Consider the following 19,343-nt stretch of genomic DNA (forward strand, 5'->3'; position numbering starts at 1 on the left):
AGAATTCACTTTATATAATTACACATAAATACATCTTTTCCTCTTTTTATATTTTAAAATAAAATATTATAAATAAAAACACCCTAATTTCTATCATTAAAAGAAATGGGGGTGTTTCATTATTAATTTTTACAATCTAATTCTTGCTTGTTTATATTATAATTTCAAATCTATTTGTATAAAGGGACTTATGCAAAATTACCATTTTTAAATATAGGTATTTCTTTTCCATCCGCTGTAATACCTATTATTTGCAAATCTTCTGTACCCACCATAAAATCCTCATGTACAGTGGAGTCATTAACTCCTGATTTTGCAAGTTCCTCCTCACTTAGATTTTCACCATTTTTTATGCTCACTGGATATGCTTTTCCAATAGCTAAGTGACAAGAGGCATTTTCATCAAAAAGTGTATTGTAAAATAATACATTTGAATTTGATATTGGAGAATCATATGGCACTAATGCTACTTCACCAAGATAATGTGAACCTTCATCAGTTTCAATAATACTTTTTAAAATATCGTATCCCTTTTCAGCTTTAAAATCTACAATTTTCCCCTCTTTAAAAGTAATTGAGAATTTTTCAATTAAATTACCATTATAGTTCAAAGGCCTTGAGCACACTACTATTCCGTTAACTCCAGTTTTTTTAGGAAGTGTAAATACCTCTTCAGTAGGCATATTCGCTATAAACTCTATGCCTTCAGGGGTATATTCTGAGCCTCCAAGCCATAAATGATTTTCTGGAAGTTCAATCACTAGATCAGTACCCAAGGAATTTTTATATTTTAAATACTTAAAGTTATTTGTGTTTAAAAAATCCATACTTTTCTTTAAATTACTTTTGTGAGTTTCCCATGAAGCAACAGGGTTTTCTGTATCAACCCTTACTGTTTTAAATATAGCATTCCAAAGTTTTTCAACTGCTTCATCCTCTGATAATTCTGGAAAAACTTTTTTTGCCCATGCTGTAGTTGGAATTGAAGCAACACACCAAACATTTCTATTGCTCATAAGCCTATCTCTATACTCTTTTATAGCAATACTAGCCGCTTTATGTGATTTTGCCATTCTTTCAGGGTTAACTTCTTTCATAAGTTCAGGGTCAGAGGCTGAAATATTTAAGAAAGCCGCTCCCTTGCGTACATTTGACAAGAAAAAATTTCTCTGCCAATCAGGATATTCTTCAAAAACCTCTTCTGGAGCATGCATGAATTTAATCTTTGAAGATAATTCATCCCTCCAATTTATAACTACCTCTCTAGCGCCTTCAGTATAAGCAATTTCAGATAGGGTTCTAACAAAAGCTGCACACTCTATAGGTGCATTGACAACAAGTGTTTGATCCTTTTGAATATTAATTCCAGTCCTCACTAGTAAAAGAGCATATTTTTTTAATAATTCATTTTTCACAACAAAACTCCCCTTCACAATTTGAATATAAATTAGTTTGTGCATTAATTTAGTTTATAATTCTTATATACTACTATCAAGAAAATTATACCATAAAATCCTAGTGTAGAAAATTTTTTGACTTAAATATATATAGTGCAGATAATATGTTATGCATTTAATATTATTAAGGAAAGCCTATTTTAGGCTTTCCTTAATAATTGTTGCTTAATTTTCTATATCCATCCACATTTCAATGATTGGGTCTAGTTCTTCTTTGATTTGTTGTTTTTCTTTTCTTTGTAATATTCACAATTCCCCGGGTAATCTATTATTTTTTTATCTTCTATTTCGCATATTCTCTCTGTCAACTTATTAATAATAAATCTATCATGGGATATAAATAATATAGCCTAAGAAAATTATACCATAAAAATTCACATAATATTATGAAGATTTAATTGAAGAAAGAGTATTAATAGGGTATTATTTATATAAAGTATATTAATGGATATAGTTAAAAAAAGGAGTTTATAATATGAATAAAGTGATTTTATTTTTTTCAAGAACAGGTAATAGTAAAAGAGTAGCAACAAAAATAGCTGATGGCTTAGGTTTAAAGCCTATTGAAATAACTGATGATAAAAATTGGGATGGAATTTTCGGGTATTTGAAGGGTGGTTACTATGCCTCTACAAATAAAAGTGTAAATATTAAAGTAAACGGTGATTATAAAGGAGCAGATGAATATATTATTGTGTCACCCCTTTGGGCAGGAGGACCGGCGCCCACTGTTCGAGAGTTTCTAAAACAAGTACCAATTAATAAGGTGAATCTAGTCCTAACCTGTAAAGGTAGCGATATTAAAAGTGCCTTGACTAAATATGAAAACAAAGTTGGAAAGTTAAAAGCTGGTTTCGGAATTGTAGAACGTTTAAAGGATGAAGATAAACGTGTTGAGGAGATTATTCAGTTATTCAAATAATTTTTAGTTGTTTTCGAAGGCCGCTACAAAAGGAGGATAGACCATGAGTATCACTTTTGATAAATTTACAGATTCTTTTCATTTGCAAGCAGGAAATACCAGCTATATTATGCAAGTATTTAAAAAAGGTTATCTTGCACACCTTTATTGGGGAAAGAAAATACGAAAACCCGTTATTGACGAAATGTTACTATTAATGTTACGAGACTCTTTTTCTGCAAACACAGATTCATCTGATGAAATGCTTTCTTTGGATACTCTTCCACAAGAATATCCTGCCTATGGAAATACTGATTTTCGTACTCCAGCCTATTCAATACAACTTGAAAATGGGTCAACTATAACGGACCTTAGATATGAATCTCATACAATCTCAGATGGAAAACCTACACTTTTAGGTCTACCCGCTACTTATGTGGAAAGCCATGATGAAGCCCAAACTCTAGAAATAGTAATGAGAGATTCACTAATTGGACTTAAAGTTATTTTATCTTACACCGCATTTGAAAATCTCGATGTTATTACAAGAAGTGTCCGCTTAGTAAATGAAGGTTCCACAAATTTAAAACTTCTTCGAGCGCTCAGCATGAGTCTAGATTTCAATAAAAGTAATTATGACTTTATGAATCTTTCTGGAGCATGGGCAAGAGAGCGTCATATTGAAAGGAATGCTCTAAGTTCTGGTAATAAATCTATAGAAAGTAGAAGAGGTGCAAGTAGCCATCAACACAATCCGTTTATTGCATTACTTAGCGGTGATGCTAATGAAGATCATGGTGATGTTTATGGTTTTAGTTTGGTCTATAGTGGTAACTTTTTAGCTCAAGCAGAGATAGATCAATATCAAACTACAAGAGTATCAATGGGTATAAACCCTTTTGATTTTTCATGGCTATTAAAGCCAAATGAAGAGTTCCAGACACCTGAAGTGGTTATGGTTTATTCTAGTGAAGGTATAGGTGAAATGTCCAGAACATATCATAAACTCTATAGAACAAGGCTATGTCGAGGCGAATTTAGAGATAGTGTACGACCTATCTTAGTTAATAACTGGGAAGCTACATATTTTAATTTTAATGCTGAAAAAATAGAAGCTATTGCAAAAGTAGGAAAAGACCTTGGTATTGAACTTTTTGTACTGGATGATGGTTGGTTTGGTAAAAGGGATAATGATAAAAGTTCTTTAGGTGATTGGACTGTTGATTTGAAAAAATTACCTAAGGGAATAAATAATTTGGCAAATAGTATTAATACTATTGGATTAGAATTTGGTTTATGGTTCGAACCTGAAATGATATCACCAGATAGTGATTTATATAAAGCCAATCCTGATTGGTGTATTCATGTACCTAATAGAACACGTTCACAGGCAAGAAATCAATTAGTTCTTGATTTATCAAGAGAAGATGTTTGTAATTATATTATTAATGCAGTAGGTAGCATCTTAAGTAGTGCGAATATAAGCTATGTTAAATGGGATATGAATAGAAACATCACAGAGATAGGCTCACCATCTCTCCCAGCAAAAAGGCAAAGAGAAACAGCACATAGATATATGCTAGGACTTTATAAAGTTATGAATTCTATCACAAAATCTTTTCCTAAAATTCTATTTGAAAGTTGTTCCGGTGGGGGAGGTCGCTTTGATCCAGGTTTATTGTTTTATATGCCACAAGTCTGGACTAGTGATAATACTGATGCGGTAGAAAGACTAAAAATTCAATATGGAACAAGTATAGTCTATCCAGCAAGTACAATGGGTGCCCATGTTTCAGCAGTTCCTAACCATCAACTAAATCGAAATACCTCACTTAAGATGAGAGGGGATGTAGCGATGTGTGGAAACTTTGGTTATGAACTAGATCTCACAAAATTTTCTGATGATGAAAAAGAAGAAGTAAAATCACAGATATTAAAATACAAAGATTTAAGGAAATTGATCCAGTTTGGAAACATGTATAGGCTCTTAAGCCCTTTTGAAGGGAATGAAAGTTCATGGATGTATATTTCAGAAGATAAAACCGAGGCTTTAGTTACCTATTTTAGGGTGCTGGCTGTGCCTAATGCACCCATAAGAAAGCTAAAGTTAAAAGGATTAGATTCAAATATGGACTACTCCATAACAGATAAAAAAAATATATTTGGTGGAGATGATTTGATGTATTCTGGAATAGATATTCCAAATTTATTTGGAGACTATCAAAGTATGGTTTGGATTATAAAATGCAATCCACTTGATAAATAAAGTCCACTATGTGGTTAAATAACGAATTAATTAGAAAACTACCGAAATATTTAATATTCGGTAGTTTTTTGACTCAATTATTTTTGCTTTACTTTTCTATTCCTTCCAAGAACAATAATATTTATAACAGCCAAAATAGTTGCTATTGATGCCAAAACCTCAAATGAAAACTGCAACGAATATTTATCTCCTAGTTTTCCTATAAGAGGGAATATTATCATCATGTATAAACTAAATATCATGCTACCCATGGAAAGTATTGTGGCTCTCTTATTGGAGGGTATTAATTTATTCGTGTAATCACTAACTGCTATAAAAATAATAGACTCAATACTGTTTATTAATATAAAAAATACATAATAATATTTACTTAAAGCCACTCCCCATATACATATAGAAATTACTAAAGGAAGTAATAATATTATTACACGTTCTCCTACTTTTCTCTCAATTTTATATGCCTTAGATGCTGTTATAGCTGCCACCAAAGCTGCTATTGCTAATATTATACCTATATTTCCTTTTGAAATGCCCTTAGAAAGTAAATAGTTCTGAAAATAAAAGAATATACTTGTATTAAACATAAAAATTGCCTGTGAGAACACAATTAAAAATCCTAGTTTTTTATTACTAGCTATAATCTTAAAACTTTCAGCTACTTGATTTTTGAAAGTTCTAAATCCTTTTTCTTCAACTTCCATTTTAATATTTGGTTCCTTAAAAGACAGCGCTTGAATTATAGACAAGGTAGTAACTGCTATAGTTACTACGTAGGCATAGGTATAACTATAATTCGACAAAAAACCACCAAGTAATAGCCCACAGGTCTGAGCCCCTTGCATTATCATTTCGTTAACACCAGATACCTTCATATATTTTTTCTCTTCACCTGTTTCTTTTAAAGAATCATATAATAATGCTTCACCTGCTCCCGATTCTAAATTATAGGACAACGCGGTGACTACAAATCCTATTGCAAATCCAATAAAGCTATTTGAATATATTAATATAAATGCAGATATTAGTTGAGCTATTCTTCCACATATTCTACTAGCTTTTCTCCCCCAAATATCCGCCACTGCCCCAGTAGGTATTTCCATTAAAAATGAAGTTATATGGAAGATAGCTTCCACTAGCCCAAGCTCCGTTAAGGATAATCCTTTGGATGCTAAATATATCATCCAAATCCCATGAGTAAGATCAAAATCCTTTAAAAATGTGAATAGATAATTTTTAGAAATATTTTTTCTCAGTTCATTTTTATACCCCATTATATTTTCCCCCAATTATTCATTATTAAGAATTTTCTATATCCATCCATTTTTCAATAATTGAGTCTAATTCATCTTGAATTTTTTGTTTTTCTTTTGTTAGCTCTAATAATTTTTCATATTCGCTACCATTGTTATTCATTTCAATATCTATATCTTTAAGTTTTGTTTCAAGCTCTTGTATTGAGATTTCTAAGGATTTTTCCTCTCTTAGTTTGTTATTACTTGTTTGTTTTTGAATGTTTTCTTTATTTCTTGGTCTCTTTTCTTTTTCAATATTGGGAGTTTCAATTTTATTTTTCTTAAATTCATTTTTCTTTTCCTTGTAATATTCATAATTCCCCGGGTAATCTATTATCTTTTTATCTTCTATTTCGCATATTCTCTCTGCCAACTTATTTATGAAAAATCTATCATGTGATATAAATAATATAGTCCCACTAAACTCAAGTAGTGCTTCTTCAAGATTTTCTCTTGAATCTATATCCAAATGATTTGTGGGCTCATCAAGTATCAATAGATTTATATCATTTTGAATTAGCATACAAAGCTTAAGTCTACTTTTTTCTCCACCTGAAAGATTTTTAACCTTCTTAAAAACCTGCTCGCCATAAAATAAGAATTTAGCCAGTATCCCTCTAGCTGGGCCTTCTAAAATAAACATATCCTCTCTAAAAGCTTCAAGTACTGTTAACTCTTCATTGTTAAAGGTTATATTTTGGGGAAGATATCCTATTTTGGTGTTAGATCCGAGCTTAACTTCCCCATAATCCGCCTCTACCTCACCTAAAAGTGTTTTTATAATAGTTGATTTACCACTTCCATTATCACCAATTAAAGCTGTGCACTCACCATATCTAATGTCTAAATATAAATCCTCTAATATTTCCTTTTGATCAAAGCTTTTACTTAAGCCTTTAATACTTATTACATCCTTGCCTGACCTATCAGTATCCACAAAATCCAACTGAATTTTGGGTTGATTTATAAGCGGCTTATCAACTCTTTCTACTTTATCTAATCTTTTTTGCATACTTGCAGCTCTTTTAAAGAATTTTTCATTGTCAGCTTGAATAGCCCATATCCTTAGTTGTTTTATTGCTTTTTCCATAGCCTTTATTTTCTTTTGTTGGTCTTTAAATGCTTCAAATTGTTCAAAAACTCTTCTTTGCTTTTCTTTTACATAATAAGAATAATTACCATCATAAAGTGAGGTTTCCCCATCCTCAATTTCCACTATTTTAGTTACAACTCGATCTAAAAAATATCTATCATGTGAAATAACTATTACCGTACCCTTGTAACCTTTAAGATAAGTTTCAAGCCACTCTATTGACACTACATCTAAATGATTTGAAGGCTCGTCAAGGAGAAGTATATCTGGATTCTCAAGTAGAATTTTACCTAATATAACAATGGTTTTTTCACCACCACTTAGACTTATAAAATCTCTGTTTGTGAATTCTTCATTAAACTTTAGTCCGGTGCAAACCTTACTCATTTTTTCTTCTATTTCATAACCGCCTTTTGCTTCATAACGATCATTAACTTCACCATATTTTCTTAATGTATATTCTAATTCACTTCCGTTTAAATTAGCCATTTTCTCTTCTATTATTTTAAGTTCTCTATTTATTTGATATTGCTGTTTAAAGGCAGTTTTTAAAACATCTATCACTTTAAAAGACTCCGGATAATCCGGTATCTGATGTAAGTATCCTACAGTAGCATTTTTTCTTATGGAAATACTACCTTTATCTTGATTTTCTATACCAGCTATAATTTTAAAAACTGTAGTTTTACCACAACCATTTTTTCCTATTAGCCCAACTCTTTCATTATTTTGAACTTCAAAAGTAATATCGTTAAAAATCCTATTACCTCCAAAGTATTTTTCTATTTCTTTTAATGCAAGTTCTATCATATTTAATTCCTCCTATATTTTTGTAATCTATATTTCCTTAAAATAATAAAGCCCCAGCAGTGAGACTTGCTGGAGTTCCTATATTTTGATTTTAAGCTAAACCAGTTAAACTAATTCATCATATAATCGAAGTAAAAAAAGCCCAGGCAAGAAAGTCCTCACCTAGGCTTTAAAATAACATAATTATAATGTATTTAAGGTAAAGATAACTCACTTCTTTTTAGTATTCTATTCAATTTTGGACAGACTTCTCCCGTAAAATGAAAATCATTATGCGTAATTCCAGATAATGCCATCGGTAATCTATCTAAAGTTGTATTTTCTAAAAAGAACTTAGCCATCATTTTCACCTCCAAAGTTCAAAACTTAATTAATTTAATATTACCATAAATTTTATATAATATCAATATTGGAATTTTCTATTTTAAGTGGCACCTATTCCATTATTTTTAATACTTGCTCTCTTATATATATAGCTTCATTCTCTAAATCTTTCTTTGTTATCTTTAGAGGATCATAAACATGTAATTCAATTTTATTAAAAGGTAGGGGAATAACAAATTTATCCCATCTGCCACTTAGTTGTATTTTTCTTTTACATTTAATTGTAAGAGGTAGAACCTTACGTTTTGTGAGGACTGCTGTGATAAATGGAAAGCGCTTTGGCTGGTGATAAGGGCCTAATGGACCATCAAGAGTAATTGTTAAATTAGCGCAACTAGGTCCATTTATTTGACGTCGAATTTTAAACAAAAAGTTTCCGCCTTCACTTTCATCAGGTACACGAATTGTTTTGTATCCAAAATGATTGCATATTAAATTAATATAATCCCCGCGTCCATTATTTGTAGTAATTACATAGAGTCCTTGTCCACTAAGATAAGGGTATAATGAGTAACTATCACCATGCCAAAATACAACAATAAATTTTTCATCGTTATCAGCTTTTAATAATTTATATTGTCCGGTGGATACTATTTTACTAGTTTTATACACAAATTTAATATAGTAAATAGAAATAAGTGTAGTGAGTTTTCCAAAAAAATAGGATATTTTACTCATGAAAAGTCACCCCTCTTTTATGAATTATAGCTTTCTTGTATAAATCTACTGTGGTTGTTGCCATTGCGTCTAAGGAAAACTTTTTAGAAAAATCATAGGCATTTTGGCACATACACTCTAGTATTTCAGGGTGCTCTATTAGATAAATAACTTTTTCTGACCACAAATCTAAATCAGCTTTAGTCTTAAACCCATTATATTCGTTATGAATTATGTCATCTATTCCACTAGAACGAATAGCTACAACAGCACATTTCCCAGCCATTGCCTCTAAAATTACCATGCCTTGTGTTTCCGACTCTGAACTAAAGACAAAAATATTTGAAGCCATATAGTACTTGCAAACTTCCTTGGGACACAATGCTCCCGCAAGTATTACTATATTTTTTAATCCCCTATTTTCTATAGTTTTTAATATGTTTTGTTTTTCAGGTCCATCTCCTATGATAATACATTTAAAGGGTACTTTAGAATTATCTTTTATACGTTTAATTCCCTCTAATAGAAAATAAATATTTTTTTCCACTGTTAAACGGGAAACGGAGCATAAAATCACTTCATTTTGCAGTTTATATTTTTTAGTAATGAGATTTACTTCATTAACATCTACATTATTATAAAAATCAAAATCTACTCCTGTAGGTAGAACAGCTTTATCTCTGCTTACTCCAATGTTTGCTAGGTATTCACTTGCAGAATTAGTTGGTGCAAATATAGCATCACATTTCTGCGAAAATATTTTAATTAATTTATGAGAAGCTATATTTTCAAAGGTTAGTTTGAAAACTGGCAAATTATGAGCATATTTTTCAAGTCTAGTGTGATAAGTTAAGATAACAGGTAGTCCATATTTCTTTCCAAGTTCGAGTCCTTTTGTACCCATCCAAAATGGGTGATGTACATGAATAACATCAAAATTTTGGGTTGAGAACACTTTTTCTATTTGTGAGGAAAAAATATTGACTATAGCAAAATCAAAGGCCTTGCTTTTATAATAAATTAATAAATTGCATCTAATTACATTAACATCTTCAATGGTTTTAAGTGGATACTTTGGAGCAAATATTACCACCTTATGTCCCTGCCTCCGAAGACCCTTTGCAAGCCGATCAATAGATATAGGTACACCACCAATAAAAGGGAAATAATTATTGGTGAACATGGCAATATTTAATTTTCCACTATTTTCAATACTTTCCGATGCTTCCTCAAACTCATTATAATAATTTACACTTTTAGTAACTTTATAGTTAATAACTAACCCCAAAAATATCAATATACAAAGCATTAATATGAAATTAAAAAAGTTGGAGTAAAAAATTGCATGAATATAGTACCAAATATTTTCTAAGACTCGATAAATAATTTTACTAGATGACATATCATCATTTATAACACTGTAAGCTACTTCGTCATTTCTTATGTTCACCTTAATATAGTGATAAAAACTATTTTCATTATTAAGAAGTAAGGCTCCACCAGCACCACCACTTATAAAGTATTGAACACCTTTAATTTCTCTCCTATCAAAAATCTCATAACCAGAAGTGAATACAGCATTTACTTTATATTCTGAAAAAGTATTCCTTAAAAAATCACTATATGGTTTATTAATTAATTCTGTTTTTCCCACATCAAATGGAGATTTATTCATAATTACAAACTTGTACTTATATTTATCACTAGCACTTAATTCAGCTATAAGCCATGCCTTTTGCCACTCCTGCGAGGTTATTCCTGTAGTATCTAAAAAAATAAAATATGCATTATTTACACTATAAGAAAAATAATAAGGCCCATAATGATCATAAAATTTTGTAGCACCACCATTTGAATTTTCTTTTTCACCTATTCCAATAATAGTGGGAATTTTTATTTTATTAAGGCTTTTGTTTAGTATTCTATATTTATCCTCATCTCCTGCTATTACTGCATTTCCTGTAGAAATAACAAAATTAAGATTATTATCATTATTTATTTTTTTAACTATTTTTTTATCGAATATATCTAAAGAACTCTTTATATTCCCAAGTACAGCAAAAGAAATACCCTGATCTGCTTTTATATATTTAAGCCTTTGTATGTTTTTAATATTAGTTGATGCAAAATCAGCTTCAAATACAAATAAATAACTCTTATAAGAAATAAAGATTACTAATAATGCTATATCTATAAACAATAGAATTTTTAAACTTTTTTTCCTCCTCATAAAGCTTAACTCTAACCTCCTGAATATTAACTCATCACCTAGGGTTTAAATGTGGTTAAATCACTTTTGCTGAGAATTTATTTTTAACTATTTCCCCATAAAAAATAATTAGACCTATTAAAATCCCTAAATACATGGTAAAAAACCGCCATGAGAATGTTAATGATACTATATCACTTTTATCAACGAAATTAGAAAACATTAACGTAAATCCGCCCTCAGCAACCCCTGTAGCTCCAGGAGTTGGCGCAAAATATGTTATGAAGGTCAATAATATTTGCAATGAAATAATTTGACTTGTAGAAATATTCGAGTTATATCCTCTAATGAGAATGACTGGAAAACTGAATAGTGCAAAAAGATATAATATCATAAAAATTATTGATAACAATATATATTGTCTTTTACCTTTTAAAAATCTCTTAATATTTATAGCAAATATATCAATTTCTAAAAAGCTACTATTTCTAAATCTTTCAACCTTATTTTTTGGAATTATTTTTTTATTTTCTAATAAAACTAATATATTAAATAATTTTTTTTTGATTATACTTGTATTTTTTAGTACTTTATAAAATCCATAACAAGCTAAAATATACATTGCAACTAACGATAAAATATAAATCAAATTATTATCACTCCGAATAATTTTAAAAAGACTTTTATCTGCTATTAAAATCATTGGTGTTGTAATAAAGAAAAATATAATAGGAAGTACAGTTTTTATAGTAGTTGCTGCAGTAGCATCACCAATGGAAATCTGTTTTTTATTCAAAAAGTATATTTGAGCAAAGGCCCCTCCAGTAGCGAAGGGTGTTATATTTGATAAAAACATATTAATAAATGCCAGTTTAAGAAGATATCCAAGAGATACCTCAATTTGAATTGTTTTCATAACATATAAAAATCTTAGTGCATCTAAAAGAAAATAAAAAACTAGTAGAACTCCTAGTGATATTAATATAATGGGTGACAAGGATTCAAAGGTGAAAAATGATGATTTAGAACTAAAGTGTTTTCCTATATATAATACTGATAAATAGGAAGTGGCAATAAATATAAGTGTAAATATGGAGTAGGTTAATACTTTCGTTTTTGCAATTAAATTATTATTAACTCGTTTAAACTTAGATTCAGTGTTACCAATAATTTTTCTCATACTTTTTCTCCTTGATAGTCCCATAATTACACCATCTTTAAATCATATGGTATCTTCCATAAATTTATGTTAACTAATAATTCATTGTAAATATTATGAAAATAAGTGATGTTATCACTGCATTTTAATAGCCCCAAAATATATTAATATATTTTGGGGCTATCCTTTTTATTTTTATTAAAATAATTTATACAGACTTTCTTTCTACGAGACTTATAGGCAAAATATTTTCTAACTTTACTTCTACATGTTCTATTTGATCTATTAATATTTTCACTGTTAGTTCTGCCATTTGTTCAATTGGTTGTTTTATTGTGGTTAGTGGTGGGACAATCATATGGGCAATACTTATATCATCATAGCCTATTACTTTTAAGTCCCTTGGAATTTCTCTTCCAATTTCATTTGCTACATGAATGATGGAAGCTGCAATCATATCACTACTTGCAAAAACTCCATCTATGTCTGGTTGTTCCTTAAACAACTTATAGGCTAACTTTTCATAGCTTTCAAATATATCTAATTTTGCCTGTATTATAACATACTCCACACCTCTGTTTTTAACTACGTCCATAAAGGCTTCATAACGATTATTTGCTGGAGTATTTAGCTCTAAAGGTCCACTAATATGAACTAGTTTTTTACACCCCTTATCTATTAATAGATTAGTAGCAAGTACTCCACCATTATAGTTATCTGATGTAACATAAGGTATGTCATGAGACAGATTTCTGTCTATAGCTACTATTGGCAGTGTGGGAACTAGATAATCTGAAGTTTCTAAGGTATGACTTCCCATAATTATTCCATCCACTTGATTTCTCTTTAGCATTTCCACATATTCTCTTTCTTTTACTGAATCTTGATATGAATTACATATCAAAATCTTATAGCCCTGTTTATAAGCATAATATTCTATAAAGCTTGTAAGCTCAGCAAAAAAAGGATGGGCCACATTAGGGATAATAAGTCCTATGAAATTAGACTTTTTTCTAAATAATGATCTTGCTAGTTCATTCGGCTGATAGTTTAGCTTCGCCATAGCATCATAAACCTTTTTCCTTGTAATTTCACTAATATACCCTCTATTATTTAATACTCTGGATACTGTAGTAACTGTAACCCCTGATACTTTAGCTACGTCCTTTATTGTTGCCATACAAACACCCTCTACAAAATAATTTTTAAACCTATTTATGATATTTTCTATATCTTAGGATAACATAGAAATATATAAATATTCAACATAGGCTTAAAAAACATAGCATTTATATTATATATTGTACTTTATTTCCAATCTCATCCACATAATCAATTAGTGATTTATTGGTTTTAAGATCTATAAATAATGTACAATACATATCTCCATTTTCCCATATAAGATGAATTTCGTCATCAGCTGAATCCAAAACCGTAAATATTCCCTGAAAAGCATCATATTCATTTCTAAATCTTATCAATTTAAGTAGTCTCTGCACAACCTCTTTTTCAAGAGATTTCTCGATTTCCAATATACTGAAGTTGTGACGATTGATTTCACGTCCTTCGCCACTCTTCTCTACACTTTCAATATCATTTTCGCCTGCTAGGAGTCCCACGTAATATACCTGAGGTATGCCAGGTGCAAAAAATTGAATAGCCCTAGCTGCCATATAGGCATCATCATCACAATTGAGAATAGAATAGTATGTGCCTCTGATTTGATGAACATCAAATCCATCTTTAGCCTTATGTTCTTCTGATAAAATAAGGCTTAAATTTGCACCTCTTTCAATACAAACATCCACTACTTTTCTAGCTTCACTTGTATCTATAAGCTCATCCATATCCGGTTTTACAGGAATGCCATCATGGCAGTCAAGCATTGTAAATTGTTTGCTGGGACGAACCTTTAGGTAAGAACAAAGCTTTGCACTGGATTTATTAAAAAGTGTTTCTAGAATAGTATACGGCAATATAAAATCATATATCCAAAAGCCCTTACTCGCGAGCTTGTATTGAGTTGCATAATGCGCATGAACCTCAGGGAGTAGCTCAATTTTTAGAGAATTTGCCATTTCACGAATCCAGTCAAGAAATTCATATATTTCAGGTTCTACAAAAAAAGAGCTTGTTCCAAGCTTTTTAATAATATATCCAACTGCATCTAATCTTACTATTTTAACTTGGTTTTTACTAAAATTAACAAAAAAGTCTGTTAATAGCTGCCTTACCTTTTCTGATTTTATATCTAAATCAATCTGCTCAGATTGATCCGATTTTCCAAAGGTTGTCCATACCCTCTCCACGTAACCCGTTTCTTCTATTGTAAAAGTTGAATAAGGCACTCTCCTTCTACGGAACATTTTTTTAATATCATCCTCTACTGGTTTTCCATCTTTCCAAATTTTATCCAATGTAATAAATAAATCAGCATATTCTGATTTTCTCCCTTTCCTTAGAAAGTCCTGAAAATAAATAGACTGTCTAGAAATGTGGTTTACCATCAAATCCACCAGAACATCGGAGTGTTGTCCTATAGCCTTAATATCATCCCAGCAGCCAAACTTAGGTTCTATTTCCAAATAGGTTAATGGAGCGAATCCCCTATCTCCAGATGATGGAAATGGTGGTAGAATATGAATTCCACCTTCAAACACATTCGGAAAATGCTTTAAAAGAACATTGTTAAGTTCTTTTAAATCTCCTCCTAATGAATCTGGATAAGTGATAAGCTGAACTTTATTTTTTACTGCCATATAGAATCTCTCCTTTTAAATTGCTAATATTTTTTATAATCCATAACTTTTTTTTATTTCCTCAAGCCTTGGTAATTTAACTACTGCACCTGTATATTTTAGCTTATAGGCACTTACTGCAAATCCTAGTTGTAGTGCCTCCTTTAAGGTATAACCTCTTACTATAGCTGTATAAAATCCTGACCAAAAGGCATCTCCAGCTCCGGTTGTATCTACCACACCAGTTGCTAACGTATCCATTTTAATACTTTCTACTCCATTTGTTACTAATGCCCCTTCTGCTCCAAGTGTCATAATTACAAGCTTTGCACCAAGATTTAAGAATTTTTTAACTTGATTTTCATTAGAATCTTTCCCAAATATTCTCTCTGCATCATCTTCTGAAGGTTTTACAATATCAACTTTCCCTATGATTGATTTCACATATTCTATACCCTCTTCATTTTTCTCCCACAACATTGGGTGATAATTAGGGTCAAAGCAAACTAGTGCACCATTATTTCTGGCCTGCTCAATAGACTGCTCAATGGTGCTTCTAGATGGCTCTTTTGATATTGGCCAGCAGGAAAAATGCATAATTTTACAATTTTTCAGTGCAGTATCTAATCCTTGGCTGTAGGGTAAATGATAATCTGCATCCCTGTAAAATATAGGAATAGGAGTAGCCTTACTTTTAGTAACTAAAACCATACTAGTTGAATTTCCGGTAATATCAACACACCTGGTATCAATTCCTACTTCCTTAAGACTATTAATTAAAAATTTTCCTAAGCCATCATTTCCTACACAGGATGCGACTAATGAATTTATGCCAAGTCTCTTTGTATTTATAGCAATATTGGAAGGTGATCCTCCAAAATATCTATTGTAGGTTGAACTTTCAAAGTTATCACCATACTCTGCTGATATCATGTCTACAAGGAGTTCTCCTATGGTAAGAATATCTATATTTTTATTTTGAAAATTAATTTTGTCATTAAATCCAAACATTTATCTCCTCCACAATTTAATTTATTAGATTATTTATATATATTCCCTGAAATCATAAGGCTTTAATTCCATATTTATTTATAAGATTAATGCTATCCTATATCCCATTTATGAAAAGTTACTATGTTGCATTCTCCTTTTGAAAATATTTTTATCTTATTTGAGAAGGCACTTGGGTATATTCTCGCTGTCATTGTCTTTTCTCCATCATTAATAAATACCTCAACTGAACACTTATCAACAAATATTTGTAGTTTTAAGGCATTATCTTTAAGAACTAACTCCGTGTTTCTTATTCCCTTGGGTCCAATACCTGATTTATCACGATTAAAACTAAATATCTTACTCATAGCATTATAGGATAATACAGTTTCTTCTTTTTCGCCAACACGTAACTTTATTCCAAACTCACTGAAATTTTTAGCTTCAAAAATTACTATAATCTCATAACTTTCTCCTGTTATATCTAGTAACTTTTCACCAATTAACAATACATCCTCAATTTTATATTCATTCTTTCTATACTTTATAATTTCCTGGATTGGTTTAAAAATCAATCTATCTTCATAAAATATAATTTCTCTAGGTAGTGTCATAGCTCCAGCCCAATTATCTCCTCTATCTTGAGTAGGCATTTTACTTCCCCACATATCCATCCAAGCTATTAGTATTCTTCTTCCCTTATCATCAATAATTGTTTGTGGTGCATAAAAATCAAATCCATAATCTATAGGATAATATTCATCAAACTTAAATGCCCCTTCATTGATTTGTAAATCACCTATCATATAGATGGTGGAATGTAAATTATGATAATCATTTCCCTGAGGTTTCATATATTGAGGTGAAACAATTAATACCTCCTTACCACCTAATGTAAACAAGTCTGGGCATTCCCAACAAATGCCCATATTTCCATCACTGCTAGCTAAAACGTTTATAAAATCCCAATGGATTAAATCCAATGATTTATAAATAGCTACTGCACCATTTTTAGAAAGATCAACATTTTTTTTATTATCAACAGTAGTACCTAAAATCATATAATAGATCTCATTTATTTTTAAAACCTTGGGGTCACGTAAATCACTTTTACTTATAGCCTGTGGAATTTCATCAGTATCTATTATTGGATTTAAGCTAAACTTTGAGAAGTTTATGCCATCCTCTGAATTTGCTAAACACTGAACTTGTCTATAACCGGTGTTTTTATTTCCATCAGTGTAAATATGCCCTGTGTATATGAGCTTAAGTCTTCCATCTACTTCAATGGCTGATCCAGAAAAACACCCATCTTTATCAAACTCCCTGTCTGGTGTCAATGCTATAGGAAGATGCCTCCATTTTATTAAATCTTCACTAACTGCATGTCCCCAATGCATAGGTCCCCAAATGGCTTTATAAGGATAATGTTGATAAAACACATGATAACTTCCATTAAACTGAATAAATCCATTAGGGTCATTTATCCACCCAAACTCTCCCATTAAATGATAATTTAATCTATATTCTTTATTTATTTTAAACTTATTAGTTTGGATGAACTTATTACTTTCACATAAGTCATTTATTACCATTTAATTCACTCCTAAGCTGCACTTTACTTTATAGATCCTTGTAAAACTCCATTGATTATACTCTTTTGCATGAATAGATAAACTATTATAACTGGTATGATAGTTAAAATAAGCCCTGCCATAGATAGGCCATAATCCACTGTATACGTACCATAGAAATAATAAGTAGATAATGGTAAAGTTCTTTCAGCAGCCTTAATTAGAACTAATGAAGGTAATAAGAAGTCATTCCATATCCAAAGTACATCTAATATAGCTATTGTCATTGTAGTTGGTTTTAATAGCGGGAAAACAATTTTCCAAAAAATCTGAAATCTAGTACAGCCATCGATCATTGCGGCCTCTTCAAGTTCAATTGGAATACTCTTTATAAACCCATGATACATAAACACCGCCAGCGCTGCTCCAAATCCTATATACATATATATCAGTGCCCATTTGTTGTTTAACATTCCTATAGAACCATATATTTTTACTAGAGGTATCATAATTCCTTGAAATGGTATTATCATAGATGCAACTAATATAAAAAACATAATTTGAGTATATTTTGTTCTTTTTCTTACAAGAAAATAAGCTGTCATGGATGAAAATATAATTATTAGCAAAACACTAAAGATAGTTACTATAAGTGAATTGGTAAAAGCATGCATGTAGCCCATCTTATCAAATGCACTTATATAATTATCAAAATTTATTGATTTTGGTAAGGCTAATGGATTTAAAATTATGTCTTTCCTAGTTTTAAACGAATTAAATAAAACAAACATAAATGGAACTATATATAAAACTAATACTACTGTTAATCCTATAATCTTAATAATGTTTAGTTTGAAATTGAGTTTTTTCATTTATGCTTCCACCTCCATTTTCTTACTAAAGTAAACTTGAACTAAAGTAACCACTGCTACCATCAAAAATAGGAAAAATGCCTCTGCTTGGCCCACACCATATTGTTGTGATAAAAATGCTTTATTATATACACTCATAGAAATCATTTCTGTAGCTTTAAAAGGTCCACCTTTAGTAAGTGTAATGTTCACATCATAAACCATAAATGCTCTCTGCAAAGATAAGAAAATGCACACTGTAAAAGATGGTATCATCATAGGAAGAATTATTTTTTTCATTTTTGTAAATCCATTAGCACCATCGATACTTGCTGCTTCTAGAATATCCTTTGGAACATTCATAAATCCAGCAATGTAAATAATCATCATATATCCTGAATACTGCCAAACCCCTACTATTACTAAGGCCCAAAATGCCTTAGTGGGATTTGAAAGCCAGGAAGATGAAAAAATAGAAATATCAAAATTCTTCCCTATGTAAGTTAATACATTAGAAAATAAAAACTGCCAAATATATCCTAGTAAAACTCCCCCTATAAGATTAGGAGTAAAGAATCCACTTCTGAAGAAGTTTTGTGCTTTAATTCCACTAGTTAATACATATGCAAGTAAAAAAGCTATTACATTTGTGAGAATCACTGTAAAAAATACGTAATATCCAGTTAATTGAAACGAGGACCAAAACGCCTTATCCTTAAAAACTACTAAATAATTTTTAGCTCCTACAAAGGAAATATTTGAAGATATTCCATTCCAATCAGTAAAAGTTAGAAAAATTCCAAATAAAAACGGCATTACTATCACTGTAAAAAATATAAAAGTAGTAGGACCTGCAAATAGTAAATAATTTTTTAATTTATTTAAAAAACCTTTTTCTTGATCCATATTAATATCCTCTCCTCATAATTTTTTTCATGTAAAATAGCGGATAGAAAGCA

15 protein-coding genes are annotated in these 19,343 nt (G+C 30.5%); 2 read left to right on the forward strand and 13 right to left on the reverse strand.

Going from position 1 to position 19,343, the window contains the following annotated elements; translation table 11 throughout:
- Positions 1-188: 188 nt before the first annotated feature.
- Positions 189-1,415, reverse strand: coding sequence for an aminopeptidase (locus KPL51_RS00455; protein ID WP_224853439.1), 1,227 nt, complete (start codon positions 1,413-1,415; stop codon positions 189-191).
- Positions 1,416-1,932: 517 nt separating this feature from the next.
- Here KPL51_RS00455 and KPL51_RS00460 point away from each other — a divergent pair.
- Together KPL51_RS00460 and KPL51_RS00465 are read left to right on the forward strand one after the other, a co-directional pair.
- On the forward strand, positions 1,933-2,379 hold the full coding sequence (locus tag KPL51_RS00460) for a hypothetical protein (RefSeq protein WP_216155715.1): 447 nt from the start codon (positions 1,933-1,935) through the stop codon (positions 2,377-2,379).
- 43 nt (positions 2,380-2,422) lie between these two features.
- Entirely contained in the window at positions 2,423-4,624 is a 2,202-nt protein-coding gene (locus KPL51_RS00465; RefSeq protein ID WP_216155717.1) for an alpha-galactosidase, read from the forward strand.
- A gap of 77 nt (positions 4,625-4,701) precedes the next feature.
- Here KPL51_RS00465 and KPL51_RS00470 read toward each other — a convergent pair whose 3' ends face one another.
- The 12 genes from KPL51_RS00470 to KPL51_RS00525 all read right to left on the reverse strand — a co-directional run bounded on the left by KPL51_RS00470 (position 4,702) and on the right by KPL51_RS00525 (position 19,290).
- Positions 4,702-5,895 (reverse strand): MFS transporter, encoded by a 1,194-nt coding sequence (locus KPL51_RS00470; protein ID WP_216155721.1) that lies wholly within the window; start codon positions 5,893-5,895, stop codon positions 4,702-4,704.
- 25 nt (positions 5,896-5,920) lie between these two features.
- Entirely contained in the window at positions 5,921-7,819 is a 1,899-nt protein-coding gene (gene abc-f, locus KPL51_RS00475) for a ribosomal protection-like ABC-F family protein (protein WP_216155724.1), read from the reverse strand.
- A 194-nt stretch (positions 7,820-8,013) separates the two neighbouring features.
- Complete coding sequence (locus tag KPL51_RS00480) at positions 8,014-8,160, reverse strand: hypothetical protein (RefSeq protein ID WP_216155727.1); 147 nt, start codon at positions 8,158-8,160, stop codon at positions 8,014-8,016.
- Positions 8,161-8,254: 94 nt separating this feature from the next.
- Complete coding sequence (locus KPL51_RS00485) at positions 8,255-8,881, reverse strand: lysophospholipid acyltransferase family protein (RefSeq protein WP_216155730.1); 627 nt, start codon at positions 8,879-8,881, stop codon at positions 8,255-8,257.
- Positions 8,874-11,090, reverse strand: a complete 2,217-nt coding sequence (locus tag KPL51_RS00490) for a glycosyltransferase (RefSeq protein ID WP_216155733.1) — start codon at positions 11,088-11,090, stop codon at positions 8,874-8,876. The genes KPL51_RS00485 and KPL51_RS00490 overlap by 8 nt, the downstream gene beginning before the upstream one ends.
- Positions 11,091-11,145: 55 nt before the next feature.
- A complete protein-coding gene (locus KPL51_RS00495; RefSeq protein ID WP_216155736.1) occupies positions 11,146-12,249 on the reverse strand; it encodes a lysylphosphatidylglycerol synthase transmembrane domain-containing protein in 1,104 nt (367 codons plus the stop codon).
- A 187-nt stretch (positions 12,250-12,436) separates the two neighbouring features.
- Complete coding sequence (locus KPL51_RS00500) at positions 12,437-13,408, reverse strand: LacI family DNA-binding transcriptional regulator (protein ID WP_216155739.1); 972 nt, start codon at positions 13,406-13,408, stop codon at positions 12,437-12,439.
- 109 nt (positions 13,409-13,517) lie between these two features.
- Positions 13,518-14,987 (reverse strand): sucrose phosphorylase, encoded by a 1,470-nt coding sequence (gene gtfA / locus KPL51_RS00505; protein WP_216155742.1) that lies wholly within the window; start codon positions 14,985-14,987, stop codon positions 13,518-13,520.
- Between the two features lie 33 nt (positions 14,988-15,020).
- A complete protein-coding gene (locus tag KPL51_RS00510; RefSeq protein WP_216155745.1) occupies positions 15,021-15,977 on the reverse strand; it encodes a carbohydrate kinase family protein in 957 nt (318 codons plus the stop codon).
- Positions 15,978-16,069: 92 nt separating this feature from the next.
- Positions 16,070-17,554: a glycoside hydrolase family 32 protein gene (locus tag KPL51_RS00515; RefSeq protein WP_216155748.1), complete on the reverse strand. Its 1,485-nt coding sequence runs from the start codon at positions 17,552-17,554 to the stop codon at positions 16,070-16,072.
- Between the two features lie 23 nt (positions 17,555-17,577).
- Positions 17,578-18,405, reverse strand: coding sequence for a carbohydrate ABC transporter permease (locus KPL51_RS00520; RefSeq protein WP_216155751.1), 828 nt, complete (start codon positions 18,403-18,405; stop codon positions 17,578-17,580).
- Positions 18,406-19,290 carry a carbohydrate ABC transporter permease gene (locus KPL51_RS00525; protein ID WP_216155754.1) on the reverse strand — a complete coding sequence of 295 codons (885 nt, stop codon included), beginning with the start codon at positions 19,288-19,290 and terminating at the stop codon, positions 18,406-18,408.
- Positions 19,291-19,343 lie beyond the last annotated feature (53 nt).

The organism is Clostridium bowmanii, assembly GCF_018861315.1.
In the GTDB taxonomy this organism is placed as follows: Bacteria; Bacillota; Clostridia; order Clostridiales; family Clostridiaceae; genus Clostridium_AD; species Clostridium_AD bowmanii.